A 23284-nucleotide genomic window follows, 5' to 3' on the forward strand; every position below is an offset into this window, starting at 1 on the left:
TGCCGGGCATCTGTCAGCCGACTGGTCGGCCGTCCGGGTCGCCGTCCAGGTCGCCGTCCGGGTCGCCGTCCAGGTCGAGGGGCGCGGTCGTCCAGGCGCGGTCGGACGGCGCGGGCGCGCACGCGCGGGCCAGGACGCGCAGGACGGCCGCCGGGTCGCAGCCGTAGAGGCCCGCGCCCCAGGCGGCGTTCGCCTCGACGACGGCCCAGCCGCGGCCCTTCACCAGGCCGACGTCCACGACGATCGCGGGCGCGAGGGGCACCTCGGCGAGGAGCGCGCCGGCGTACTCGCGGGCCTCCGCGTCCCACGGCGCCTCCCAGCGGCCGTCCCCGGTGAGCGCCAGCTCGCCGTCGCGCAGGTAGGGCGACATCGCGACGACCTCGCCGTCCAGCACGTGGCAGCGGTACTCGACCTCCCACTCGACCGGTTCGCCGACGAGGACGGGGGTGTCGCCGGGGACGGCGTCAGGCAGGTCGGCGGGCGAGCCGTAGACGCGGCCCTCGAAGCCCTTGCGGCCGTCCGCCGGCTTGACGAAGGCCGGCCGGCGGGCGAGCGACTCGCGAACCTCCACCAATGTCGACATATCCACTTTTCTGTGGAGGTGCCGTTCCGGCAGGTTCGGCAGCCAGCCCGGCGGCGCGTCGATCAGCCCGACCCCGAGCTGCGCCGCGATGACCTCGACGAACGTCGCCTCCCCGTAGAGCGCCACGTCCCGCCCGCGCAGCCGCGCCGGAGCCCGCCAGCCGCCCAGCCGCTCCGCCCGCCACCCGGCCCGCCCGGCGGCGAGGCGCAGCACCTTCGAGTCCTCGGAGTAGCGGGGCGACAGCACGAGCGTCGGCATAACGGACCTCCACGTCCGACCGGGGACCGTCAAAGGATGCCGCCATCCATGAGCCCGCGTCATCCGGATATGGAGTGACAATGACCCGCCGGACGGGGCGCGGGTCAGGCCAGGTGGTGGTGGCCGCAGGGGATGTGGGAGCCGGCGGGCGCGCGGAACTCCGCCCATACCGCCGTGCCGCCGAGCGCGCTATGCGAGCCCCATGCGGTGGACAGGGCGTCGACCAGCCACAGCCCGCGGCCGTCCTCGTCGCACGGGTCGGCGCGCACGCACGGCGCACCGGCGGTACCGCCGTCGTCCAGGACGGTGACGCGCAGCATCCCCTCAGCCGCGCTGACGATGACCGTCACCCGCCCGCCCAGGCCGGACGCCGTGTGCTCGCACGCGTTCGCGACCAGCTCGTCCACGCACAGGGCGATGTCGGCGAGGGCCTCGGCGTCGATGTACGGGGCGACGCGGCGGACGAACGCGCGCGCCTCCGGAGCGGACCGGGCGACCCCGGGCAGGCTGGTCGTGCCGAGGAGTCTCATGGGACCGCGTGTCCGGACAGTACCCCGTGCCATCGAATCGCTCCCTCGGGTGAGTGCTCTCGCCAGCATGGGTCCGCGGATCCGGCCGCACAATCGCCTCCGATGACAAGCCGGGTGCCGCGCATTCGCGGTTTCCGCAGATGCGCCGCGCGGACATGCGACGATGCGTGCCGGTCCCGACGCGCAGAGTGACGAGCGGGTTGCCGTCGCGTCCGGGCACCGGGAGGATCGCGGGGTGAACGAACTCGAAGAGGGAACGCGGCTCGAACTGGACTTCGGCAAGCTCCGCGCGGTCGCGGCGACCGGCTCGGAGGTCGTGCCGGTGGTGCTGCAGGACGCCGCGAGCAAGGACGTCCTGTTCATCGGCTACGCCAACGAGCAGGCGCTGAAGGCGACGCTGGAGGAGCGGATCGCCGTGCTGTGGTCGACGTCGCGCAACGAGCTGTGGCGCAAGGGCGCCTCGTCCGGCGACGTGCTGGAGCTGGTCGAGGTCCGCGTGAACTGCGAGCAGAACTCGCTGCTGTACCTGGTCAACCGGACGACCGGCGGCGCCTGCCACACCAAGACGGCCTCAGGCGAGGCGCGTCCGACCTGCTACTACCGGACGATCGCCGGCGAGGGCGCCCTCCGCCACGACTGACGGGCGGCCCGCTCAGCGCCCGCCGGAGCGGCGTCCCGCGTCCCTGCCCTGCGGCGCGGTGCCGCCCTTCGGCTTGGCGCCGTTGGGCTTGCCGGCGTCCGGCTTGCCGCCGTTCGCGTTCCCGCCGTCCGGCTTGGTGACGTTCGGGGCCTTGAAGTTGAACTCGCCGTGCCCGCCGTCCTTGTGGGTCTGGGCGCTGTCGTCGTGCTGGTCGCCGCGGTCCGGATGGGCCTTCTTGCCCTTCTGGGGGTTGCCCTTGTCCAGGCCGGGCGGGTGCGCCTTGCCGTGCTTGCGCCTCCCCTCAGGGGACTTGGACGGCGTCGGGCGCTGCACCGGGGACGTGTGCGGGACGGGGGACGACGGCGGCGGGGCCGGCCGGTGCTCGCGGTGCGAGGTCTTGCCCGGCGAGCGGTGGTGGTGCGACGACGACGGCGAGGGCGACCGCCCGGGCAGGTGCCCGGTGCTCGCCGCGACCGCGACGCCGCCGCCGAACGCGGCGAGCGTCACCGCGACCACGGCGACCTTGACCGTCGCGTAGCGGGGCAGCGCGGCCCAGCGCGACCGGCGCGGGGCGGGCCGCGCCTGGACGGCCCGGAACGCGGCGGCCGCGGCGTCCTCGCCGTGCAGCTCGCCCGGGCGCGCCGGGCCGGCCGCGGCCGACAGCAGCGCGCGCAGCGCGTCGTGGCCGTCCCCGGGGGCGGCCGGAGCCCCGCCGAGCAGCCGCTCGGCGGTGCGCTGGTCGAGCCGTCCGGCTCGCTGGTGGTCGCTCATCTCACCCCTTCAGCGCCCGGCCCGCCGCTTTTGTCACTCCCGGCGGCGGGCAGCGAACCGGCCGGCGACGCGGAAGCGGCCTCGGCGGCGCCCGCCTGCGGCCCCGCCGCGGGCCCCGCGAGCCGCTCGGTGAGCCGGCGAAGTCCCCGGTGGGCGGCGGTGCGGACGGCGCCGGGCCGCTTGCCGAGCACCTCGCCCGCCGACCTCGCGTCCAGCCCCACCACCACGCGCAGCAGCACCGCCTCGGCCTGGTCGCGCGGCAGCCCGGCGATCAGCCGCAGCGCGTCCTCGGTGGCGATGCCGTCGAGGGCGAGCGTCTCGGTGTCGGCCGGCGCGGCGAGCGTGAGCAGCTCCTCGGGGGGCGCGTCGGCGGCCGGGCGGCGGGACCGGCGGCGCAGGTGGTCCAGCGCGCGGTGCCGGGTGATCGTGGCGGTCCAGCCGCGGAACCCGTCGATGTCGCCGCGGAAGGCGGGCAGGTCACGGGCGATCTGCAGCCACGCCTCGGACGTGACGTCCTCGGCGTCCGCGCCGACGAGCGCGCCCGCGAACCGGATCAGCCGCGGCTGCACGTCGCGGTAGAGGACGCGGAAGGACTCCTCGTCGCCCTCCTGGGCCGCGCGAAGAGCGCGGTCGAGGTCGTCCCCGCCGCTCGCGCTCTCCCGCCGCACTCGTGCCATCTGCGTCATTGTGCAGGCATTTCGCGTGTGGTGTGACATGTCCTCGCCGCTCGGCGCTGACCGTTCTGAACGGCCGCGCCGCCCGAGCGCGCGGAGTTCGTCTCCTGATGCGAAGTGATGGACGCGATGATCCGCGATTTGCCTGCACACCGGCACGGTCCGGACGAGGGGCCCGGCGCCGCACCGGGCCACGCCGTACCGGGCCACGCCGGGCCTGCGGCGCACGCCCCGTCCCCGGACGAGATCGGCTCCGCCGCGCTCGCTGAGGCCGGCGTGCCCGGCGGGGCGCCGGTGTTCGTGGACATGACCGGGCGGCGGCACCGGCTGGCCCGGCGGATCGGCCTGGCGGCGGGCGCGCTGCTCGTGGTCTTCCTCGGCGCGCTGGGCGTCGGGGCGGCGACGGGCGCCGCGGTGCCGGGAACGCCATGGAACGCTCCGTCCACGCACCCTCGTGTGGGCGGGCACCAGCCGGCCGGCGCGCGCGCTGGGAAGGCGGGTCCGGAGGGTGAGCGCCGTAGCGAGGCGCCCAGCCGGAGTCCTCGCACCGCCCCGTCGGGGACGTCGCCCAAGGTGCCCTCCGCGTCGTCGAAGCCGGCGTCGACGGCGGCCCCCGCGACGCCTGCGCCGTCCGCCTCGACCGCGCCCGGCGCCGCACCGACGACGGCCGCGACCACGAGCCGTCCGGGCAACTCCCACGCGAGCCCGCCCGCCTGGGGGCACACGAAGAAGCCGGCCTGAGGATGCGGCGAGGCGAACCGCGGGGCCACTGGATCCTGCTGCTGCTCGGCGGCCTGGCCCTGACCGTCCTGCTGCTGCTGGACGGCTACGCGCACGGCGCGGTCGGCGAGGCGCCGCGCAAGGACCCGGCGCACCCCGTCCCCGCGCCGTCCCAGATCACCTCCGGCGGCCCGGTGCTCAACCTGGCGGGCGGGACACCGCACTCGCTGCGCACCCCGGCCAAGACGATCGCGCTGACCTTCGACGACGGCCCCGACCCTAAATGGACGCCGCGGATCCTCGACGTGCTGCGCCGGCACGGCGCGCACGGCACGTTCTTCGCGGTCGGCGCGCACATCGCCGAGAACCCGGGCCTGACCCGCCGCATCCTGCGCGAGGGCAACGAGATCGGCTCGCACACCTACACGCACGTCGACCTCGCCACCGCCCCGGCCTGGCGCGCGCGCCTGGAGCTCGACCTCACGCAGCGGGCGCTGGCGGGCGCGGCGGGCGTCCACACCCGGCTGATGCGGATGCCGTACTCGTCGGTCCCGGACGGCCTGACCGCGCCGGAATGGCGGGCGGCCGAGCGGGCGGGCAAGGACGGGTACGTCGTCGTCCTCACCGACCGCGACACCGAGGACTGGCAGCGGCCCGGCACCGAGAAGATCGTCGAGACCGCGCTCGCGGCCGAGCGGCGCGGCCAGGGCGCCGTCGTCATGCTGCACGACGCGGGCGGCGACCGGGCCGAGACCGTCGCGGCCGTCGAGCAGATCATCGACCGGCTCCAGCCGCGCGGCTACCGCTTCACCACGCTGTCGCAGGCGATGCGGATGCCCGCCGCCGACATCGCCGTCCCGGGCCGGGAGAAGGCGATCGGCTGGACGCTGGTCGCCGCGCAGCGGACCGCGTCCTCGCTCACCGGCTGGCTGGGCGTGCTGTTCGGCGCGGCCGGGGTGCTGTACGTGCTGAGGCTCGTGCTGCTGCTTTTCTTCGCGCACGTGCACGTCCGGCGGGTCCGGCGGCCACCGGACCGCCCGGTGCCGCCCGGGCCGTACCCGGACCTCTCCGTCATCGTCCCCGCCTACAACGAGGAGGCCGGGATCGCGGCGACGGTCCGCTCGCTGCTCGACACCGACTATCCGGGCGCGTTCGAGGTGATCGTGGTGGACGACGGGTCCGCCGACCGCACCGCCGCGATCGTCGAGGGGCTCGCGCTGCCGGGCGTCCGGCTGCTGCGCAAGCCCAACGGCGGCAAGCCGAGCGCCCTGAACGCGGGCGCGGCCGCGGCGCGCACCGAGATCCTCGTGCTGGTGGACGGCGACACCGTGTTCCAGCGCGACACCCTCCGGCACCTCGTCGCGCCGCTCGCCGACCCGCGGGTCGGGGCGGTGAGCGGTAACACCAAGGTCGCCAACCGGGGCGGGCTCCTCGGCCGCTGGCAGCACATCGAGTACGTGATCGGCTTCAACCTCGACCGCCGGATGTTCGACGTGCTGCAGTGCATGCCGACCGTCCCGGGCGCGATCGGCGCGTTCCGCCGCCCGGTGCTGGCGCGGGTCGGCGGCGTGCCCTCCGACACCCTCGCCGAGGACACCGACCTCACCATGGTGATCTGCCGCTCCGGCCACCGCGTCGTCTACGAGGAGAAGGCGATCGCCTGGACGGAGGCGCCGTCGTCGCTGCGGCAGCTGTGGCGGCAGCGGTACCGCTGGTGCTACGGGACGATGCAGGCGATGTGGAAGCACCGCCGGTCGCTGATCGAGGGCGGCGCGTCCGGCCGGTTCGGCCGCCGCTGCCTCACCTACCTGGCGGTTTTCCAGGTGCTGCTGCCGCTGTTCGCGCCCGCCGTCGACCTGTTCGCGCTGTTCGGCCTGATCTTCCTGAACCCGCTGGAGCCGATCCTGCTGTGGGCCGGGTTCACGGCCGCGCAGACCGCCGCGGGCGCGTACGCGCTGTGGCTGGACGGCGAGCGCATCCGCCCGCTGTGGGCGCTGCCGCTCCAGCAGTTCGTATACCGGCAGCTCATGTACCTGGTCGTCGTCCAGTCGGTGGTCACGGCGCTGCTGGGGTCCCGGCTCGGCTGGCACACGATCCGCCGCACCGGCACGTTCTCCGACGTCCCTCCGCAGCCCGCGTCCACCGGCTGACGGATCTCGGCCGCCGGGCGGGAACAATCCCGGGGGTCCCATCGGTTACACAAGACAGCCGGTGTGCCTGGTGTCCCCGGGCCTCACCTATAGCCTTCACGGAATACCGTTCGGCTGGAGCCGTGTTGAGCCTTTCGCCGAGAGGCGACCCGCACACCGGTGCTTGACCAGGGCCCCGCCGGGCCGCAAGACCCGGCGGGGCCCTGGTCTGTCCGGGGAGGGGCGTCCGGGATGGTCGTGTCCGGGGAAATGCCAGACTTGCCAGCATGAGTCTCGCCGCCCGCCTGGAGGACCTCGGCCGCCCGCTGGTCGAGGAGCAGCTGAAGCACCCCACCGTCGCCGGCATCGCCCGCGGCGACCTCGACGAGGCGGTCTTCCGCTCCTGGCTCGAACAGGACTACCTCTTCCTGCACGACTACGTCCGGGTGTTCTCCCGGCTCGCCTGGCAGGCCCCGTCCGCGCACCTCGGCGACCTCGTCGACCTGGCGCACGCGACGTACCACGACGAGCTGGACCTGCACCGGTCGCTGTCCGCGGAGTTCGGCGCCGACCTCGACGGCGCCCGCAAGGGCCCGCCCTGCGCCGCCTACACGGCGTTCCTGCTGGACAGCGCCGCCTCCTACGGCGACGGCCTCGCCGCCCTGTACCCGTGCATGTGGGGCTACTCGACGCTCGGCACCCGGCTCGCCGAGGACCCGCCGGCGGAGCCGCGCTACCGCCGCTGGGTCGACACCTACGCCGACCCCGGCTTCGCCGAGCTGACCGGCCGCATCGCCCAGATGATCGACGAGTCCGGCGCCGACCCCGCCCGCGCGGAACACCTGTTCCTTGAGGGCATGCGCCACGAACTCGCCTTCTGGGACGTCCCGCTCTAGCCCGCCCGCGCGGGGGTTTCACATGAAACAGCGAGCGCCGCGGCCCCGGAGTGCGGGACCGCGGCGCTCGCCGCCCGTGTGTCAACGCGGGGCCGGGACCTCCGGACGGGCCGGGGCCGCGGCCGCCGGCGCCGGCGCGGTGTCGCCGTTCAGCGCCTTGAACCGGCGGAGCCGCAGGCTGTTACTGACCACGAAGACCGACGAGAACGCCATCGCGCCGCCCGCGATCATCGGGTTGAGCAGCCCGGTCGCCGCCAGCGGCAGCGCCGCCACGTTGTAGGCGAACGCCCAGAACAGGTTGCCCTTGATCGTGCGGAGCGTGCGCCGCGACAGCCGGATCGCGTCCGCCGCGGCCCGCAGGTCGCCGCGGACCAGGGTCAGGTCGGACGCCTCGATCGCCACGTCCGTGCCGGTGCCCATCGCCAGGCCGAGGTCGGCCTGGGCGAGCGCGGCGGCGTCGTTGACGCCGTCGCCGACCATCGCGACCGTCCGCCCCTCGCCCTGGAGCCGCTTGACGACGTCCACCTTGTCCTGCGGCAGGACCTCGGCGATGACCTCGTCGATCCCGACCGCGTCGGCGACCGTGCGGGCGACGGTCTCGCTGTCGCCGGTGAGCAGCACGGGCCGCAGCCCGAGCGCACGCAGCTGCCCGATCGCCTCCGCCGAGGTCGGCTTGACCTGGTCCGCGACGGTGATCACCGCGCGGGCCTCGCCGTCCCAGCCGACCGCGACGGCGGTGCGGCCGAGCGCCTGCGCCTGCGACATCGCCCGCTCCAGCCCGGCGGTCAGGTGCTGCGACCACTCCGCCAGCAGCTGCGGCCGGCCGACCAGGACGCCGTGCCCGTCGACGATCCCCTGGACGCCCAGGCCCTCGACGTTGGCGAAGTCCTCGACCGTCCCCAGGGTCCCGGCCCGCTCGGCCGCGCCCTTGGCGATGGCCTGCGCGATCGGGTGCTCGGACGCGTTCTCCAGCGCTCCCGCCAGCCGCAGCACCTCCGCCTCGTCGACCCCGTCGGCGGTGTGCACGTCCACCAGCGCCATCCGGCCGGTGGTGACGGTGCCGGTCTTGTCCAGCACGACCGTGTCGATCGCGCGGGTCGACTCCAGCACCTCCGGGCCCTTGATCAGGATGCCGAGCTGCGCGCCGCGCCCCGTCCCGACCATGAGGGCGGTCGGGGTGGCCAGGCCGAGCGCGCACGGGCAGGCGATGATCAGCACCGCGACCGCCGCGGTGAACGCCCCGGCCAGGCCGCCGCCCGTGCCGACCCAGAAGCCCAGCGTGGCGACGGCCAGCGCGATCACCACCGGGACGAAGATCCCGGAGATCCGGTCGGCGAGCCGCTGCACCTGCGCCTTGCCGGTCTGCGCGTCCTCCACCAGCCGCGCCATCTGCGCGAGCTGGGTGTCGGCGCCGACCCGCGTGGCGCGGACCAGCAGCCGCCCGCCGGCGTTCACCGTCGCGCCGACCACCGCGTCGCCCGGCGCGACCTCCACCGGGACCGACTCGCCGGTCAGCAGCGACGCGTCCACCGCCGACGACCCCTCGGTCACCACGCCGTCCGTCGCGATCTTCTCGCCCGGACGGACGACGAACACGTCGTCCACCGCCAGCTTCTCGACCGGGATGAGCTCCTCGCGCCCGTCCCGGACGACCGACACCTCCTTGGCGCCGAGCTCCAGCAGCGCCTTCAGGGCGGCGCCCGCGCGGCGCTTGGAGCGCGCCTCGAAGTAGCGGCCCGCGAGGATGAACGCGATGACCCCGGACGCGGCCTCCAGGTAGATGTTCATCGACCCGTCCGAGCGGGTCATGGAGAACTCGAACCCGTGCTTGAGGCCGGTCTCGCCGGCGGTGCCGAAGAACAGCGCCCACAGCGACCAGCCGAACGCGGCGAGCGTACCGACCGACACCAGGGTGTCCATCGTCGCGGCGCCGTGCCGCAGGTTCGTCCACGCGGCCTTGTGGAACGGCCAGCCCGCGTAGACGACGACCGGCGACGCCAGCGTCAGCGACAGCCACTGCCAGTTGTCGAACTGCAGCGCCGGGACCATCGCCATCGCGATGACCGGGACCGACAGCACGACCGACATGACCAGCCGCTGCCGCAGCGTGCGCAGCCCGTCGTCGGGCTCCTCGCCCGCGCCGCCCTCGCCGTCGCTCTTGGGCGGGGCCGGCAGCTCGGCGGTGTAGCCCGCCGCCTCCACCGTGGCGACCAGCTCCTCCGGGGACACCCCCGCCGGGAACTCGACCTTCGCCTTCTCGGTGGCGTAGTTGACCGTCGCGGTGACGCCCTCGAGCTTGTTCAGCTTGCGTTCGATGCGGTTGGCGCACGACGCGCACGTCATCCCGCCGATCGCCAGCTCGATCCGCCCGGATTCCGCTTCTGGCACGGCGCCGGTGGTCATCGCTCCTCCTTCGCTTCGACCGTACGGGATGTCAGTGGGTGTGCTCGCCGTGGCCCTCGCCCTGCTCCACCGGCCCCGACGACGGCCCCGCCGTCACGGTGAACTCCGCCGTGCGGACCTTGCCGCCGTGCTGGAAGTCCAGGTAGAGCCGGTACGTCCCCGCGCTGGGGGCCTCGGCGTAGAAGGTGATGTCGGGGCCCGGCTTCGTCCTGCCGTCGCCCGGCTCCCCGTCCGGGTGGACGTGCAGGTAGGCCAGGTCGCCCTGCCGCAGCGCGACCAGGTGGCCGTAGGCCTCCAGGTACGGCTCCAGGTCCGTGACCGGCGCGCCGTCCTTGCTCACCGACAGCGTCAGCTTGCTCGACTTGCCCGGGGCCAGCGCGCCGGCCAGCCTCACCTCGTAGCCGTCGACCTTCGCGACCTGCTCGGGCCCCGGCAGCGCGACGGGCTGGTAGTCGCCGGGCGCGGTGACGTCGACGCCCAGCGTCAGCGCCTCCTTCGCCCCGTCCGGCTGGACGTCGGTGAAGAACCGGTACGCGCCCGCCTGCGGCAGCACGATCGGGACCGTCCACACGCCGCCGCCGACCTCGGTCGGGTGCAGGTGCTGGAAGCCGGACAGGTCGCGCCGCGCGATGATCAGGTGCAGCCGCTTGCCGTGCAGCGGCGTGAACCCGGTCACGGGCCTGCCGTCCGGGCCGTCGATGGTGAACCGGAAGTCGGTCCGCTCGCCGGGCCGGACCGTCGCCGTCCGCGGGTGCAGGGTGTAGCCGTCCTGGCTGACCTGCAGCCCGCCGGGGAGCGCCGGGCCCGCCGCCGTCCCGCCGTGGGATCCGTGCGCGCCGTGCCCGCCGCCGTGCCCGCCGTCGTCGGCCTTGCCGACCGGCCCGGTCACGGTGCCGACGACGGCGGCTCCGCCGAAGACGACGGCCAGCGCCGCCACGTAGGCGCTCAGCTTGGTCGCGTTGTTCATGGTCCTTCACTCCACTCGTCTGGGGCCCTGGTCCTCAGGGCGCAGGCGTCATGCCTGCAGGGCGTATCCCGCCTCCTCGACGGCGCCCTTGATCAGGGCGTCGTCGACGGGGGCCTCGCTGGTGACGGTCACCCGTCCGGTCGGCAGGTCGACGGCGACGGCGGTGACGCCGGCGACCTGCTCGACCTCCTCGGTGACGGAGGCGACGCAGTGGCCGCAGGTCATCCCGGTGACGGTGTAGGTGGCGGTGCTCATCTCTCGTCCTCCCTCATTAGTACCCCCTGGGGGTATCTCTGTGGCCTCATCGTGCCACAACCCGAACACCTCGCACAACCGGTACCCCCTAGGGGTTATTTCGAGATCCGGGTCACAGCCGGTCGCACGGAGTTATCCACACCCTGTTCAGCGGTCCACATGGCCCGCCGCACGGCGATTTGTCGATATTCGTCGAGGTATTCACCCCGGGGCGCCCCGCCCGCGCGCCGACTCTCGCGTCATGCACAAGGTTTTCCACAAGCTTCCCCAGCCCTGTGGACAGCTCTGGGGTGTCGCCGGACGCGGGGCGCCGCCCCCTCGATGTTCTCGCGATCCGCGCCCGTCGGGGGGCCCGTTGCGCAGGTCCGCCGCACCGCTGCCGGAGCGTTTACCTTGGAGGGGTCACGGCCGGCGAGTGGAGGTCCGATGCCCGAGTTGCCCGAGGTGGAGGCGCTGACGGCGTTCCTGCGCGAACGCGTCGTCGGCCATGCCGTCGCCCGCGTCGACGTCCTCGCGATCTCCGCGCTCAAGACCTACGACCCGCCGGTCACCGCACTGGCCGGCCTGACCGTCACCGGCGCGTCCCGGCACGGCAAGTTCCTCGACCTGGACGTCGACGGCATCCACCTGGTGATCCACCTGGCCCGCGCCGGCTGGCTCCGCTGGCGCGACGAGATCCCGTCCCGGCCCGCCCGCCCCGGCGGCAAGAACCCGCTCGCCCTCCGCGTCCACCTCGACGACGGCTCCGGCTTCGACCTCACCGAGGCCGGGACGAAGAAGGGCCTCGCGGTCTACGTCGTCCGCGACCCGGACCAGGTGCCCGGCGTCGCCTCCCTCGGCCCCGACCCCCTCGACGAGTCGTTCACCACCGACCGGCTCCGCGAGATCGTCGCGGGCAAGCGCACGCAGATCAAGGGCCTGCTCCGCGACCAGAGCGTCGTCGCCGGCATCGGCAACGCCTACTCCGACGAGGTCCTGCACGCGGCCAAGATGTCCCCCTTCAAGATCGCCGCCACCCTCACCGACGACGACGTCGTCACCCTCCACTCGTCGATCGTCACCACTCTCCGCGACGCCGTCGACCGCTCCCGCGGCCTGGAGGCCCAGGACCTCAAGGGCGAGAAGAAGACCGGCCTCCGCGTCCACGGCCGCAAGGGCCAGGAATGCCCGGTCTGCGGCGACACGATCCGCGAGGTCTCCTTCGCCGACTCCGCCCTCCAGTACTGCCCCACCTGCCAGACCGCCGGCAAGCCCCTCGCCGACCGCCGCATGTCCCGCCTCCTCAAATAGCCAAGGCCAGCGGGAGTTCGCGCAGGCCGCGCACGTCAACCCACCCAGCAGGCTGCAAAGATGACAGGCGTGGCGATGGCGAAGAAAGGATCACGACGGATCACCGTCGCCGGGCTCGAATTCAGGTGGAAGGTCCGTGGCAGGCCCACCTACGACCAGGCGCTCGGCTGGACTCCGCTGACCTTCGCCGCGGAACGGGCCGCAGAGCCAGGGGCGCTGCTGGTGGTCTCCATGCGGTGCGCCCACCCGAGCAACTGGTTGGGGCTGCCCGCGACGCCGGTCCTGCCTCGCACGGTCGCCGCGGCGATCAACACCGCCCTCCAACGAGGCTGGCAGCCCTCACAGCCAGGCCCCCCGTTCGTCCTGGACGACCTTCACTGACCGGGCGCCGCCGGCTGGACGTCGACCACGATCAGTTTGTCGTCGAGGTAGCGGTCGAGGTTCGGGTTGTGCCAGCGCTCGTCCGGCCTGATCTGGTGGAACCGGAAGGTCGCGTTGGTCTCGTTGGCGCCCAGGATGCAGCGGACCGCGGCGGGCGGGTCGAGCGCGCGGACGAGCCGCGCGAACTCCAGGGCGAACGCGACGCCCTGCTGGAGCAGCATCCGCTGGCCGTCCTCGGAGATGGCGGGGACGCCGTCGGTGACGTCGACCGCCACGTCGACGGAGTCCTCCAGATGGAACGAGGTGTCGGCGCACTCCCACGCCGTGAGGTCTGGGAAGATCCCCGGCGCGCCCGCCGCGTTCGCGATCGAGTCCGCCCAGGTCAGGATGCGTCCGCGGCGGGTGATGCCGGTGCGGATCCGGTCCTGGAGCCCGGTGGCGAGGCCGCCCGGCGGCTCGGCGGCCGCCGAGCCCTGCAGCAGGTCGAGGGCGGCGTCGTTCATCTGCAGCGAGAGCACGCCGCCCATGGTGGCAGCCCGCCGCCAACGGACGCGGCCCCGGAGTCTTGCGCCGCCCGACGTCTACGAGGCGATCCTGCGCGCCTTGAACGTCCCCGACCAGGAGTTGCGGGCCTGGGCGGATGCGTGGGACAGGCTCGACGAGGCGCGTCGCCCCGTCCCGAGCCTCCGTCCGCCCGCAGAGCAGCCCGTGGTCGCGGAACCTGCGGCTCTGGCGCCCGTACCGGCGTCCCCGCTCGCTCCTCTGGATGCCTCGACCGCGCCACACGTGCCGGGGAGGGCGCGGTGGCGGGGTGCGCTGGGCGGCGGGTGGGGGGTGCTTGTGGTGATCGCGCTGCTTGCGGTGATGGTGCTGGTCTACGCCGCCCGCGAGTCAGGCCGGCCGGCGCCGAAGGCCGCCCCGGGGGGATGCGTCTATGTCCCGGTGGGGGCGCCCGTGCGGGTCCATCCGCTTCCCGGCTTCGACACCGGCGTCCGGTTCGAGTCGATCAACGACGTCCGGCAGCCGGTCACCGGGGCGTGCGTGCCCGTCCACGCCGTCACCGGCACGGACACGTGCGGGATCGGCGCGGCCAGGATCGACACCTGAATCCGGGTGCCCGGGCTGGATCTTCGAGCCCTGCCTCCGGCCGCGCCCGTGACCGCACAGGCGCGGACGGGTCAGCGGACCTTGGGGACGGCGCCGAAGACGGGGGCGATCGCGGTCCAGCGGTGGAGCTGGCAGCCGTCGTTGCGCTTGAAGGTGGTGTCGACGGGCTTGCCCTGCCAGGTGCCCTTCACCGTGGCGACCTCGGGGCCGCCGTAGATGTCGGTGCACATCCGGTCCTTGGGGACGGGTGCGAAGGGGTCCTTGGCCTTGGTGAGGGCGGCGCAGGCGTCGGCGGCCTTCGGGTGGTCGCCGCCAGCGGGGTCGCAGGTCAGCGTGTAGGTCTTGGCGGGGGCCTGGGCCGAGGCCCGGATCCGGATGGTGAGGTCGTCGGCCGGGGATCCGGAAGGACGGACCGTGGCGGTGCCCGAAGGGCCCTCGGCGGGAAGGGTCTTGGCGTGTTCGTCGCCGCAGGCGGCCAGAGACAGGACCGTGGCGAGCCCGGGCGCGGCGAGGATGAGCGTCCGATACCGCATGCGTGATTCGACGCAGGGGGGCATCGCGCGGTTCCATGGGGGTGTGATGATTTTCGGGGACGAGGTTCCGGCGGTGGTCGCCGCCGACGTTCCGCAGGGCGGCTACCTGCTGGACGTGCGCGAACAGGACGAGTGGGACGCGGGGCACGCGCCGGAGGCCGTCCACATTCCGATGGGGCAGCTGGGCGACCGGGCCGGGGAGGTCCCGCGGGACCGGGAGATCTTCGTCATCTGCCGGTCGGGGGCGCGGTCGGCGCAGGTGACGGTGGCGCTGAACCAGGCGGGCTGGCTGGCGAAGAACGTGGACGGCGGGATGAAGGGCTGGGCCGAGGCGGGCCGGCCGATGGAGAACGGCGGGGACGGCGAGCCTTACGTGGCTTAACCGTTTGCGCCCTTTGTGGGGGTTGCGGGCGGTTGTACGATCGGTGCCGACCGATACCCGCGGGAGCTCGGGCCATAAGCCGGGCTGAGAGGGCGGCCTTCAGGGCGCCGCCGACCGCATGAACCTGTCCGGGTAATGCCGGCGTAGGGAGTGTGGCCCGTGGCGTCCGACGTCGAGAAGACCCTTGCGGACGAGCGTCCGCGGAACGAGGTCCCGTACACGCTGGACGAGCCGGCGCCGAAGGTGCTGGGCTTCTGGGACCAGAGCGCGTTCTGGGCGAACCTCGGGGTGAGCCTGCTGGCGTTCTCCGGCGCGTACACCGTGCTCGCGCCGGACGCGGACGGGAAGCCGACGCTGGCGATCGCGGCGGGGATCGTCGCGATGATCGTCGGGACGGTGCTGGGCGGGCTGATGCTGGGCCTGGCCGCGGCGCCCGGCGCGAAGACGGGCCAGCCGGCGATGGTGCTGCTCAGGGGCCTGTTCGGGGCGCGGTTGTCGTACGTCCCGACGGTGCTGAACATCGCGCAGCTGATCGGCTGGGGGACGTTCGAGCTGATCGTGATCGCGGACGCGGCGCGGGAGCTGTGGGACGGGGTGCCGCGCTGGGGGTACGTGGTCGCGGCCGGGGCGATCACGACGGTGCTGACGATCTGGCCGCTCGGGTCGGTGCGGCTGCTGCGCCGGTACGTGACGGTCGCGGTGATCGTGGCGCTGGTGTACTTCTACGTCCAGCTGGTGCGGCAGCCGCTGCCGGATCTGAACCACGGGTCGTGGGGCGGGTTCTGGGTCGGCGCGGACGCGGCGCTGGCGGTGTCGATCTCGTGGGTGCCGGTGGCGGCCGACTACACGCGGCACGCGAAGAGCGCCCGGGGGGCTTTCGGGGCGGCGTCCGTCGGGTATTCGGTCACCCAGATCATCGCGTACGTGCTGGGGCTGCTGGCGCTGGCGCTCGTCGGCGGCGACACCGACCGGGTGTTCGACCCGTTCCTGCACGTCGCGCTGGGTGCGGTGTTCTTCGCGGTGTTCGTGCTGCGGGAGGCGGACCAGTCGTTCGCGAACGTGTACTCCACCGCGGTGTCGATCCAGAACCTGGTGCCGCGCGCGGACCGGCGCGTCCTGTCGGTGGCGCTGGGCGTGGGGATCACGGTGCTGGCGCTGGCGCTGGACATCAACGACTACGCCGGTTTCCTGTCACTGATCGGGTCGGTGTTCGTGCCGATGCTGGGCGTCCTCGCGGCGGACTTCTTCCTCGGCCGGGGGCGCGCGGGCTGGGATGCGAGCCGTACGGCGCCGTCGCGGTGGAGCATGATCGCGGCGTGGGCGGTCGGCTTCGCCGCCTACCAGCTGATCAACCCCGGCACGGTGCGCCGGTGGGCGGACGTGTGGCGGCACGTGCAGGACGCGCTGCACTTCACGCCGCAGAGCTGGATGAGCGCGTCGCTGCTGTCGTTCCTGGTCGCGGGGGCCGCGACGCTGCTGATCGGCTGGGCGGGCGCCGCCCGCGGCCGCGGTATTACCCGGCGGTAGGGTTGCCGGAGCCGCGCGCCGACGGATGCGCCGCGCCCGCCGGAAAGGCATCGTGCACATGGGCGATCCCGAGGCCCTCAGGCCGCTGAAGTGGCGTTCCTCCGTTCGCCGGGGACGTCTGGTGGGAACTTTTCGGCGCCGATCGCCCGGCGCCGTGCCGGGGTCCGGTGGCACGATGACAGACGTGCAGCACGTCCACGACCCGATCGCGCGCGCCGTCATCGAGAGCGCCGCCGACGCGATCGTGGCCGTCGACCAGAAGCACCGCGTCACCGTGTGGAACCCGGCCGCCGAGCGGATGTTCGGATGGAGCGCCGCGGAGATGGTCGGGCGCGTCCCGCCGATCGTCCCGGATGAGCTGAAGGCCGAGCACAACGCGGTGCAGGAGCGGCTGCTCACCCGGCGCGCCGGGGAGGGCGAGAGCGGGCAGATCTCGATCGCGACCCGCCGGTTCCACCGGGACGGCCGGCTGATCGACGTGCGGATCGACACGAGCCTGCTGAAGGACCCGGCGGGCACGCCGCTCGGCTGGGTGGGGGTGTACCACCCGGCGGAGGACGACGAGATCGTCCAGCACCACATGACGGAGCGGGCGCGGCTCGTGCGGCGGCTGAACGACATCGTCGCCGACCTGAACGCCGAGCTGGACCTGGCCGTGGTGCTCGACCGGATCACGACCGCGCTGATCGAGCTGACCGGCGCGGACGCGGGCGGCTTCGTCCGCATCGAGGGCGAGCGGCTGCGGCTGGTCAGCACGTCGGGGCTGCCGGAGCACCTGCGCGGCCGGACCGCGGAGCTGCGGCCGAGCCTGGTCGGGGAGCTGCTGCGGTCCGGCAAGACGGTGAAGCTCGCGACGGGCGAGCAGCGGCTCGGCGACCTGATCTGGTCCGAGCTGCCGGGCCTGCACACCGTCGCGCTCGGCCTGTCCTACCTGCAGAACCGCCCGTACGGGGCGCTGTACGCGCTGTTCTCCGGACGCAAGATCGGGCACACCGAGCTGGAGCTGCTGGAGCTGCTCGCCGGGCACGCGGGCGTCGCGGTCGGCAACGCCGTCGCCTACGCGGAGGTCGTCCGGCAGCGGGCGCACGAGCGCGCGGTGATCGACTCCAGCGCGGACGGCATCGCGGTGCTCGACCACGACCTCGTCGTCCGGCAGTGGAACCCGGCCGCGCACACCCTCACCGGCATCCCGCCGGAGGACGCGATCGGGCGGCCGCTGCCGTTCGCCATGCCCGCGCTCGGCGAGATGCTGACGTTCCCGCTGGAGTCCGGGGTGTGGCTGAACGTGCTGGCCGCCGAGATCGAGGAGACCGGCGAGCTGGTCGTCGACTTCCGCGACGTGACGGAGGCGAAGGCGCTGGAGGAGGCCAAGGACCTGTTCCTCGCCACCACCAGCCACGAGCTGCGCACCCCGATCACGGTCGTGCAGGGGTTCGCGTCCACGCTGGTCAACCGGTGGGACGAGCTGGCCGACCTGGACCGCCGCGCCGCCGTCGCGACGATCGCCGAGCGCGCCCAGTCGCTCGGCCGGCTGGTGGAGCACCTGCTGCTCGGCTCCCGCGCGGGCGCCGACGAGCTGACCGTGACGATCGAGCCGTTCGACCTGGCCAGGGTGCTGGAGGGCGTCGTCGCGGGGTTCCGTTCGCTGTCGCCGCTGCACCAGGTGGAGCTGGAGATCGAGCCGGAGCTGCCGCAATGCCGGGGCGACGCGATGGCGACCGACATCGTGCTCGGGCAGCTGCTGGAGAACGCGTTCAAGTACAGCCCGGACGGCGGGACGGTCCGGGTGCACGCGAAGTCCGGCGCGTCCGGGATCGCGGTGACGGTCGAGGACGAGGGGATCGGCATCCGGCCCGGCGACCACGAGCGGATCTTCGAGCGGTTCGTGCAGGGCGAGGCGGGGGACCGGCGCCGGTTCGGCGGGATCGGCCTCGGGCTCTACATCGTGAAGCGGCTGACGGAGGCGCAGGGCGGGGCGATCTCGGCGCATCCGGGCAAGGCCGGCCGGCCGGGCACCCGCATGCGGCTGGTGCTGCCGGCCGAATGACCGCCCGGTCGGTCACTTACCGTGAGGACAGCGGTCCGGATGCGGCCGGGTGAGTCCGATGTGGCACCCGGTTTGCGCGGTCTCGACTGGTGGCAGTGTTGCCCCGTGCGGGAAAGTACGGTGGCCACCGGGTGTGACGGACGAAACGCGCGCGCGAGGAGTAACCCGTCCGCCGGCTGGATAGATCCAGGGGTGGTCGCCGGTCGTGACGGGATCACCGCCGGCACCGGACGTCGACACCGCGGACGGGGGTGATCACCGTGACCGGAGGGCCGGTGACTCGTTGTGCAGGTGGCAAACTGAATCGCTCAGGTTTCCGGCCCATGTCATCAGGGCATTTCGGTCGTACCGGAAGAGCGGTGACGGGACTCGTCCGAGACAGCGGAACCACGGGGAGGTGAGGGCGTCGAGCGTCGTACTGCTGCCACACGCGCCGTCCAGCGTCGCGGTCGCCCGCAAGCGCCTCAGCTCGGAGCTGGCCGCCTCGGGGGTCTACGAGTCCATCGTGGACGACGCCAGCGTGATCGTCAGCGAGCTGATCAGCAACGCCCTGCGGCACGCCAGGCCGCTGCCCTCCGGGCAGGTCAAGGTCTGCTGGCTCTGCCGGGGCGACGTCCTGGAACTGGAGGTCAGCGACGGGGGCGCGATGACCGAGCCGCGGCGCGGCCCGGGCACGCTGTCCTCGCTCGGCGGGCGCGGCCTCGGCATCGTCGAGGCCCTCTCGGAGGGCTGGGGCGTCCGGCACGATGACGGCGCCACCACCGTGTGGGCCGTGCTGCGCACCCGCCACTCGTCCGGCGGCGACGAGGCGGTCTCGCCGGCGCACTCCAACGGCGTCGTGCCCGACCTCGCCGACTTCCCGGACCTGCTGGACGAACCGGAGGACGACCTCTACGACGGAACGAGGAATGGAGTGGCCCCAAGTAGGGCATACCCCGCCTAGAAGGACCACGCGCGCACCTTGTATGGTCCTCAACAAGCTCGGGCGCTGTCGTGCCCCCGTCGACACCGCCCGAGCGCCAACGTGAGAAGGGCCCCGGCATCGCGCCGGGGCCCTTCGCGTTCCGTCTCCGCAGCTCAGCGCCGCTGAGCCGCAGGTCAGGGGGCGTCGCGCAGGATCGGGCAGGACATGCAGCGCGGGCCGCCGCGCCCCGTCCCGAGCTCGCTGCCGGTGATCCGGATGACCTCGATCCCCGACGCCTCCAGTTGCGCGTTCGTCTCGATGTTGCGCTCGTAGGCAACGCACAGCCGGGGCGCGACGGCGAGGGTGTTGTTCCCGTCGTCCCACTGCTCGCGCTCGGCGGTCACCGGGTCGAGGCCCGTGTCGATCACCTTGAGCCGGTCCAGGCCCATCGCGTCCGCCGCCGCCTCCAGGAACGGGCGCGGCCCGGCGACCCGCAGGCCGCCGTCGTCCAGCGTCACCGTGTACGCGGTCAGCGAGTGCGCGACCGGCGGGTACATGACCACGGTGTCGACGTCGACCATCGTGCACACCGTGTCCAGGTGCATGGTCGCCCGCTCCTGCGCGACCGGCACCGCCAGCACCGTGTGCGCGAGCCCCGCCCCGATCACCTGCCGGGCCAGCCGCTCCACGCCCGCCGGGGTCGTCCGCTCGCCCGTCCCGACCGCGACCACGCCCGGGCTGAGCAACAGCACGTCGCCGCCCTCCAGGTGCTCCAGCCCCGGCGAGTACACCGGCTCCACCCCGTCGAAGCGCGGATGGTGCGCGTAGATCAGCCCGGTGAGCTGCGACTCCCGGCGCCGCGCGTCCGTCGCCAGGCTCGTCACCGCCACCCGGTCGCCGATCCAGACGCTGCTGTCGCGGGTGAACAGCAGGCTCGGCAGCGGATCCACGATGAAGTCGAGCCGGTCCATCAGCCGGTACACCAGGCCGTGCCCCGACTTCAGCTCCTCGTGCGCCAGGCCCGCGACCAGCGTCTGCGCCAGGTCCTCGGGGTCGAGGTCGCGCAGGTACCCCTCGACGACGCGGCGCAGCTGGTCGCCGAGCCGCAGGTCGACGATCGCGTCGGCGATCGCCTGCTCGCGCGCCCCCTCGTACTCCAGCGCGTCCTGCAGCAGCTCGGTGACGTACAGCACCTCGACGCCGCGCTCCCGCAGCGCCTCGGCGAACGCGTCGTGCTCCTCCTGCGCGCGGCCCACCCACGGGATCGCGTCGAACAGCAGCTTGTCGCTGTTGCGCGGCGTCAGCCGCTTCAGTTCCGCGCCCGGACGGTGCAGCAGGACCGTCCGCAGCCGCCCGACCTCGCTGGTCACCCGGTGCTCGTGCGCGGCCGGCGCCGCCGTCCCCGTTGTCTGCGTCACACCAGAAGTCTAGGTCGGCACATTACGCCGGAGCCGACGGGCCGTTCCTGTGCCACGATCCGAGGGTGATACGGGGGCTTCCGCTGCATTTGACCGCGGCAACACTGCTGCGGGTGTCCGCCGAGGGCGTCGCGACGGCGCTCGTCCTCACCGTCCAGGCCCGCACGGGGCACGCCGCCACCGCCGGCTACCTGCAGACCGCGATGACGCTGCCGTACGTGATCAGCGGCCCGGTGATCGGGAACGCGCTGGACCGGCTGCCGCGGCCGCGCCGCCTCGCCGTCCCGCTGGCCCTCGCCTACGCCGCCGCGACCGGGCTGCTGCTGGCGATGGCGGGCGGGTCGCCGCTGGTCCTGGCGCTGTCGGTCGCCGCGGTGATCGGCTGCACCGAGCCGATCGTCGTGGCGCTGACCGGCCTGCTCCCGCGCTTCGTGCCCGCGGACCGGCTGTCGCGCGCGTACGGGCTGGAGGCGTCCAGCTACAACGTCGCCGCGATCGTCGGGCCGGGCCTCGCCGCGGGCGTCGCCTCGTTCGCGGGCGGGATGTACGCGGGGACGGCCGTCGTCGCGTGCGCCGTCGTCGGGCTCTTCGTCCTGCCGCTGCTGCCGTTCGCGGGCCCGGACGCCGAGCCCGCCCCGTCCGCCGAGCCCGCTTCGCCGGCGCAGGAACCCGCGCCCGCGGCCCGCTCCGCGGTGGCCGCGGAGGCGGGACGGGTCGCCGAGACCGGCAAGGGCGCGCTCGCCGAGCGGGACATCGGCGAGGTCACCGAGGACACCCGGGCCGGCCTCGGCGACGTGATCCTCGGCGGGCTGCTCGTGCTCGCGCGCGGGCGGGTGCTGCGCGCGGTGACTGTGGCGACGACGCTCGCGTGGCTCGGGTTCGGCGGGGTCGTGGTGACGGCGGTGCTGCTCGCCCAGCACGTCGGCGCCCCGGCCAGCGCGGGCGGGCGGCTGCTGGTGGCGATGGCCGTCGGGTCGCTGCTCGGGTCGCTGGCGTCGAGCCGCTGGCTGACGCCCCGGCACGCCGAACCCGTGCTGGTCGGCGGGCTCGTCGCGTTCGGCGCCGCGCTCGCGTCGCTGGCGGCGGCACCGTCGGCGGGGTGGGCGATGGCCGCGTTCTGCGCGGCGGGGCTCGCCGAGGGCCCGGTGTTCGCCGCGACGCTGATGCTGCGCCAGCGCGAGTCGCCGCCGGACCGGCTCGGCCAGGTCAACACCACCGGCGGCAGCCTCAAGATCGGCGCGTCCGCGCTGGGCGCGGCGCTCACCGCCGCGTGCGCGGACGCGGTCGGCCCGGTCGGCATCGTGCTGGCGATCGCCGGGCTGCAGTTCGCGGGCGCCGGGGCCGGCTGGTTCCTGCTCCGTCCTCGATGACCTCGTCATATTCCTTGACGGTTATATTCCTGGTGAGGCATATTGAACGACATGGCAACCGCGGTCTGGCACGCGCTCGCCGACCCCGGCCGGCGGGCCATCCTCGACCGGCTGCTGCACGGCCCGCGCCCGGTCGGCGACCTGGCCCGCGAATGCGGCCTCAGCCAGCCCGGCACGTCCAAGCACCTGCGCGTGCTGCGCGAGGCCGGGCTGGTCGACGTCGAGCGGGACGCGCAGCGCCGGCTGTACGCGATCCGGCCCGCCCCGATGGCGGAACTGGACGCCTGGCTCACGCCGTACCGGCGGTTGTGGAACGCGAGCCTGGACGCGCTGGGCGACCGGCTGGACGCCCGCGCCACCGAGGAGGACGAACCATGATCATCAACGATCCCGGCAGCTACCTCGAGGTCGGCGGGCGCCCGGCCGTCCGCTTCGAGCGGATCTACGAGCATCCGGTGGAACGGGTCTGGCGGCTGGTCAGCGACCCCGCCGAGCTGGCGGGCTGGTTCCCGTCCCCGAAGATCACCATCGAGCCCGCCGCGGGCGGCGCGATCACCTTCGCCGGCGACCCCGTGATGCCCGAGGCGACGTCCGCCGGCCGCGTCCTCGCCTACGACCCGCCGCGCCGGTTCGCCTTCAGCTGGGGCGGCGACGAACTGCACTTCGACCTCGAACCGCTGGACGGCGGCCGGACCAGGTTCGTCCTCACCAACGTGCTCGAGGCCCGCGACACGGCGGCCCGCAACGCGGCCGGCTGGGACGTCTGCCTTGCCGCGCTCGACGCCCTCGCCGAGGACCGCGCCGCCGAGCAGCCCGCCTGGAAGGCCAAGTACGACGCCTACGTCGCCGCGGGCCTGCCGTCCGGCGCCCCGATCCCCGGCCAGGGCGGCGCCTAGGACTCCCGGACGGCCTCGTAGGTGAGGAGCGGCAGGCCGTCGCCGACCATGCGGGTGCTCACCAGCCGCATCGGCTTCTTGCCGACCGTCCCGCCGAAGAGCCGCTCGCCGGCCCCGAGGACGAACGGGAAGACCAGCAGCCGCAGCTCGTCGGCGAGGTCGTGCTCGATCAGCGCGTGCACGAGCCGGCCGCTGGCGTAGACGACGATGTCCCCGTCCACCTTCTCCTTCAGCGTCGAGATCGCGTGGACGGGGTCACCGCCGATGACCGCGGTGTTCTCCCAGGCGAGGTCCTCCAGGGTCGAGGACACGACGTGCTTGGGCAGGTCGCGCAGCCGGTCCGCCCACGCGCCGCTCCGCGACGGCCAGCCCTGCGCGACGAAGTACTCGTAGCTGCGCCGTCCCATGAGCAGCGCCTCGGCGCCCATCGCCTCCTCCGCCTCGGCCTGCGCCCACGCGGCGCGGTCCTCGTCCCGCATCCAGGCGAACCAGCCGTCCGCCCCTTCGTCCCCGAGCTCGATGACCCCGTCGAGCGAGATGTTCTCGCTGATGACGATCCTTCCCATGGTCCTTCTCCCATCGGTGTCGTGGCTTTCACCCATG

25 protein-coding genes and 1 riboswitch are annotated in these 23284 nt (G+C 73.7%); of the genes, 14 read left to right on the top strand and 11 right to left on the bottom strand.

The genetic code is table 11. From position 1 onward, the window contains the following. Window positions 1-13 precede the first annotated feature (13 nt). On the bottom strand, window positions 14-841 hold the full coding sequence (locus tag J4709_RS44400) for an ATP-grasp domain-containing protein (RefSeq protein WP_208251316.1): 828 nt from the start codon (window positions 839-841) through the stop codon (window positions 14-16). 104 nt (window positions 842-945) lie between these two features. Beyond that, the gene (locus J4709_RS44405; protein WP_208251318.1) at window positions 946-1371 is read right to left on the bottom strand and encodes an ATP-binding protein; all 426 of its coding nucleotides are present in this window, start codon (window positions 1369-1371) and stop codon (window positions 946-948) included. A 235-nt stretch (window positions 1372-1606) separates the two neighbouring features. Here J4709_RS44405 and J4709_RS44410 point away from each other — a divergent pair, with 235 nt between their 5' ends. After that, entirely contained in the window at window positions 1607-2011 is a 405-nt protein-coding gene (locus J4709_RS44410; RefSeq protein ID WP_208251320.1) for a phosphoribosyl-AMP cyclohydrolase, read from the top strand. 12 nt (window positions 2012-2023) lie between these two features. On the opposite strand, the gene J4709_RS44415 is transcribed toward J4709_RS44410, so the two are convergent. Next, window positions 2024-2782, bottom strand: coding sequence for a hypothetical protein (locus J4709_RS44415; RefSeq protein WP_208251322.1), 759 nt, complete (start codon window positions 2780-2782; stop codon window positions 2024-2026). Further along, window positions 2779-3459, bottom strand: a complete 681-nt coding sequence (locus tag J4709_RS44420) for an RNA polymerase sigma factor (protein WP_208251325.1) — start codon at window positions 3457-3459, stop codon at window positions 2779-2781. The genes J4709_RS44415 and J4709_RS44420 overlap by 4 nt, the downstream gene beginning before the upstream one ends. Before the next feature lie 117 nt (window positions 3460-3576). Here J4709_RS44420 and J4709_RS44425 point away from each other — a divergent pair, with 117 nt between their 5' ends. From J4709_RS44425 to J4709_RS44435, 3 genes are all read left to right on the top strand, one after another. Continuing rightward, entirely contained in the window at window positions 3577-4197 is a 621-nt protein-coding gene (locus J4709_RS44425; protein ID WP_208251327.1) for a hypothetical protein, read from the top strand. 2 nt (window positions 4198-4199) lie between these two features. Further along, window positions 4200-6326 (top strand): bifunctional polysaccharide deacetylase/glycosyltransferase family 2 protein, encoded by a 2127-nt coding sequence (locus J4709_RS44430; RefSeq protein WP_208251330.1) that lies wholly within the window; start codon window positions 4200-4202, stop codon window positions 6324-6326. 266 nt (window positions 6327-6592) lie between these two features. Continuing rightward, window positions 6593-7201, top strand: a complete 609-nt coding sequence (locus tag J4709_RS44435) for a TenA family protein (RefSeq protein WP_208251333.1) — start codon at window positions 6593-6595, stop codon at window positions 7199-7201. Between the two features lie 81 nt (window positions 7202-7282). Here the strand turns inward: J4709_RS44435 and J4709_RS44440 are convergent, their stop codons facing one another. The 3 genes from J4709_RS44440 to J4709_RS44450 are packed head-to-tail and all read right to left on the bottom strand — an operon-like array spanning window position 7283 to window position 10826. Continuing rightward, window positions 7283-9604, bottom strand: coding sequence for a heavy metal translocating P-type ATPase (locus J4709_RS44440; protein ID WP_208251334.1), 2322 nt, complete (start codon window positions 9602-9604; stop codon window positions 7283-7285). 31 nt (window positions 9605-9635) lie between these two features. Continuing rightward, on the bottom strand, window positions 9636-10571 hold the full coding sequence (locus tag J4709_RS44445; RefSeq protein ID WP_208251343.1) for a DUF8832 domain-containing protein: 936 nt from the start codon (window positions 10569-10571) through the stop codon (window positions 9636-9638). A gap of 48 nt (window positions 10572-10619) precedes the next feature. Continuing rightward, the gene (locus J4709_RS44450; RefSeq protein WP_173097543.1) at window positions 10620-10826 is read right to left on the bottom strand and encodes a heavy-metal-associated domain-containing protein; all 207 of its coding nucleotides are present in this window, start codon (window positions 10824-10826) and stop codon (window positions 10620-10622) included. Between the two features lie 426 nt (window positions 10827-11252). On the opposite strand from J4709_RS44450, the gene J4709_RS44455 reads away from it, so the two are divergent. Beyond that, window positions 11253-12116 (top strand): Fpg/Nei family DNA glycosylase, encoded by an 864-nt coding sequence (locus J4709_RS44455; protein WP_208251345.1) that lies wholly within the window; start codon window positions 11253-11255, stop codon window positions 12114-12116. Window positions 12117-12176: 60 nt separating this feature from the next. Continuing rightward, window positions 12177-12497 (top strand): hypothetical protein, encoded by a 321-nt coding sequence (locus J4709_RS44460; RefSeq protein ID WP_232384997.1) that lies wholly within the window; start codon window positions 12177-12179, stop codon window positions 12495-12497. Here the strand turns inward: J4709_RS44460 and J4709_RS44465 are convergent. Continuing rightward, window positions 12491-13015 carry a PM0498 family protein gene (locus J4709_RS44465; RefSeq protein WP_208251352.1) on the bottom strand — a complete coding sequence of 175 codons (525 nt, stop codon included), beginning with the start codon at window positions 13013-13015 and terminating at the stop codon, window positions 12491-12493. The two genes, J4709_RS44460 and J4709_RS44465, sit on opposite strands and share 7 nt — an antisense overlap. Before the next feature lie 325 nt (window positions 13016-13340). Here J4709_RS44465 and J4709_RS44470 point away from each other — a divergent pair, with 325 nt between their 5' ends. Then, window positions 13341-13604 (top strand): hypothetical protein, encoded by a 264-nt coding sequence (locus J4709_RS44470; RefSeq protein WP_208251354.1) that lies wholly within the window; start codon window positions 13341-13343, stop codon window positions 13602-13604. Between the two features lie 71 nt (window positions 13605-13675). On the opposite strand, the gene J4709_RS44475 is transcribed toward J4709_RS44470, so the two are convergent. Then, window positions 13676-14137 (bottom strand): SSI family serine proteinase inhibitor, encoded by a 462-nt coding sequence (locus tag J4709_RS44475; RefSeq protein WP_208251356.1) that lies wholly within the window; start codon window positions 14135-14137, stop codon window positions 13676-13678. Window positions 14138-14186: 49 nt separating this feature from the next. Here J4709_RS44475 and J4709_RS44480 point away from each other — a divergent pair, with 49 nt between their 5' ends. The 4 genes from J4709_RS44480 to J4709_RS44495 all read left to right on the top strand — a co-directional run bounded on the left by J4709_RS44480 (window position 14187) and on the right by J4709_RS44495 (window position 19036). Beyond that, window positions 14187-14519, top strand: a complete 333-nt coding sequence (locus tag J4709_RS44480) for a rhodanese-like domain-containing protein (protein WP_372442238.1) — start codon at window positions 14187-14189, stop codon at window positions 14517-14519. A 49-nt stretch (window positions 14520-14568) separates the two neighbouring features. Beyond that, window positions 14569-14686: riboswitch (TPP riboswitch) on the top strand. Continuing rightward, on the top strand, window positions 14679-16046 hold the full coding sequence (locus tag J4709_RS44485) for a purine-cytosine permease family protein (protein WP_208251359.1): 1368 nt from the start codon (window positions 14679-14681) through the stop codon (window positions 16044-16046). (Overlaps the previous riboswitch by 8 nt.) A 175-nt stretch (window positions 16047-16221) precedes the next feature. Continuing rightward, window positions 16222-18093 carry a PAS domain-containing protein gene (locus J4709_RS44490; RefSeq protein WP_208251365.1) on the top strand — a complete coding sequence of 624 codons (1872 nt, stop codon included), beginning with the start codon at window positions 16222-16224 and terminating at the stop codon, window positions 18091-18093. A gap of 397 nt (window positions 18094-18490) precedes the next feature. Then, window positions 18491-19036 (top strand): ATP-binding protein, encoded by a 546-nt coding sequence (locus J4709_RS44495; protein WP_307802075.1) that lies wholly within the window; start codon window positions 18491-18493, stop codon window positions 19034-19036. Between the two features lie 155 nt (window positions 19037-19191). On the opposite strand, the gene J4709_RS44500 is transcribed toward J4709_RS44495, so the two are convergent. Next, window positions 19192-20415: an arginine deiminase gene (locus J4709_RS44500; protein WP_208251367.1), complete on the bottom strand. Its 1224-nt coding sequence runs from the start codon at window positions 20413-20415 to the stop codon at window positions 19192-19194. Between the two features lie 113 nt (window positions 20416-20528). On the opposite strand from J4709_RS44500, the gene J4709_RS44505 reads away from it, so the two are divergent. Genes J4709_RS44505 through J4709_RS44515 form a run of 3 tightly spaced genes read left to right on the top strand, consistent with a single transcriptional unit; the run spans window position 20529 to window position 22681 of the window. Beyond that, complete coding sequence (locus J4709_RS44505; RefSeq protein WP_208251368.1) at window positions 20529-21785, top strand: MFS transporter; 1257 nt, start codon at window positions 20529-20531, stop codon at window positions 21783-21785. A 51-nt stretch (window positions 21786-21836) separates the two neighbouring features. Then, a complete protein-coding gene (locus J4709_RS44510; RefSeq protein ID WP_208251370.1) occupies window positions 21837-22163 on the top strand; it encodes an ArsR/SmtB family transcription factor in 327 nt (108 codons plus the stop codon). Continuing rightward, the gene (locus J4709_RS44515; protein WP_208251372.1) at window positions 22160-22681 is read left to right on the top strand and encodes an SRPBCC family protein; all 522 of its coding nucleotides are present in this window, start codon (window positions 22160-22162) and stop codon (window positions 22679-22681) included. Before J4709_RS44510 ends, J4709_RS44515 begins: the two co-directional genes overlap by 4 nt. Here J4709_RS44515 and J4709_RS44520 read toward each other — a convergent pair. Next, window positions 22678-23247, bottom strand: coding sequence for a dihydrofolate reductase family protein (locus J4709_RS44520; RefSeq protein ID WP_208251374.1), 570 nt, complete (start codon window positions 23245-23247; stop codon window positions 22678-22680). The two genes, J4709_RS44515 and J4709_RS44520, sit on opposite strands and share 4 nt — an antisense overlap. Between the last annotated feature and the right edge of the window lie 37 nt (window positions 23248-23284).

It is taken from the genome of Actinomadura violacea (assembly GCF_017573465.1).
In the GTDB taxonomy this organism is placed as follows: Bacteria; Actinomycetota; Actinomycetes; order Streptosporangiales; family Streptosporangiaceae; genus Spirillospora; species Spirillospora violacea.

Coding starts and splice junctions, on each gene's coding strand:
- J4709_RS44400 (WP_208251316.1), bottom strand. CDS start 841: ATGCCGACGCTCGTGCTGTCGCCCCGCTACTCCGAGGACTCGAAGGTG.
- J4709_RS44405 (WP_208251318.1), bottom strand. CDS start 1,371: ATGAGACTCCTCGGCACGACCAGCCTGCCCGGGGTCGCCCGGTCCGCT.
- J4709_RS44415 (WP_208251322.1), bottom strand. CDS start 2,782: ATGAGCGACCACCAGCGAGCCGGACGGCTCGACCAGCGCACCGCCGAG.
- J4709_RS44420 (WP_208251325.1), bottom strand. CDS start 3,459: ATGGCACGAGTGCGGCGGGAGAGCGCGAGCGGCGGGGACGACCTCGAC.
- J4709_RS44425 (WP_208251327.1), top strand. CDS start 3,577: ATGGACGCGATGATCCGCGATTTGCCTGCACACCGGCACGGTCCGGAC.
- J4709_RS44430 (WP_208251330.1), top strand. CDS start 4,200: ATGCGGCGAGGCGAACCGCGGGGCCACTGGATCCTGCTGCTGCTCGGC.
- J4709_RS44435 (WP_208251333.1), top strand. CDS start 6,593: ATGAGTCTCGCCGCCCGCCTGGAGGACCTCGGCCGCCCGCTGGTCGAG.
- J4709_RS44440 (WP_208251334.1), bottom strand. CDS start 9,604: ATGACCACCGGCGCCGTGCCAGAAGCGGAATCCGGGCGGATCGAGCTG.
- J4709_RS44445 (WP_208251343.1), bottom strand. CDS start 10,571: ATGAACAACGCGACCAAGCTGAGCGCCTACGTGGCGGCGCTGGCCGTC.
- J4709_RS44450 (WP_173097543.1), bottom strand. CDS start 10,826: ATGAGCACCGCCACCTACACCGTCACCGGGATGACCTGCGGCCACTGC.
- J4709_RS44455 (WP_208251345.1), top strand. CDS start 11,253: ATGCCCGAGTTGCCCGAGGTGGAGGCGCTGACGGCGTTCCTGCGCGAA.
- J4709_RS44460 (WP_232384997.1), top strand. CDS start 12,177: ATGACAGGCGTGGCGATGGCGAAGAAAGGATCACGACGGATCACCGTC.
- J4709_RS44475 (WP_208251356.1), bottom strand. CDS start 14,137: ATGCGGTATCGGACGCTCATCCTCGCCGCGCCCGGGCTCGCCACGGTC.
- J4709_RS44490 (WP_208251365.1), top strand. CDS start 16,222: ATGACAGACGTGCAGCACGTCCACGACCCGATCGCGCGCGCCGTCATC.
- J4709_RS44510 (WP_208251370.1), top strand. CDS start 21,837: ATGGCAACCGCGGTCTGGCACGCGCTCGCCGACCCCGGCCGGCGGGCC.
- J4709_RS44515 (WP_208251372.1), top strand. CDS start 22,160: ATGATCATCAACGATCCCGGCAGCTACCTCGAGGTCGGCGGGCGCCCG.
- J4709_RS44520 (WP_208251374.1), bottom strand. CDS start 23,247: ATGGGAAGGATCGTCATCAGCGAGAACATCTCGCTCGACGGGGTCATC.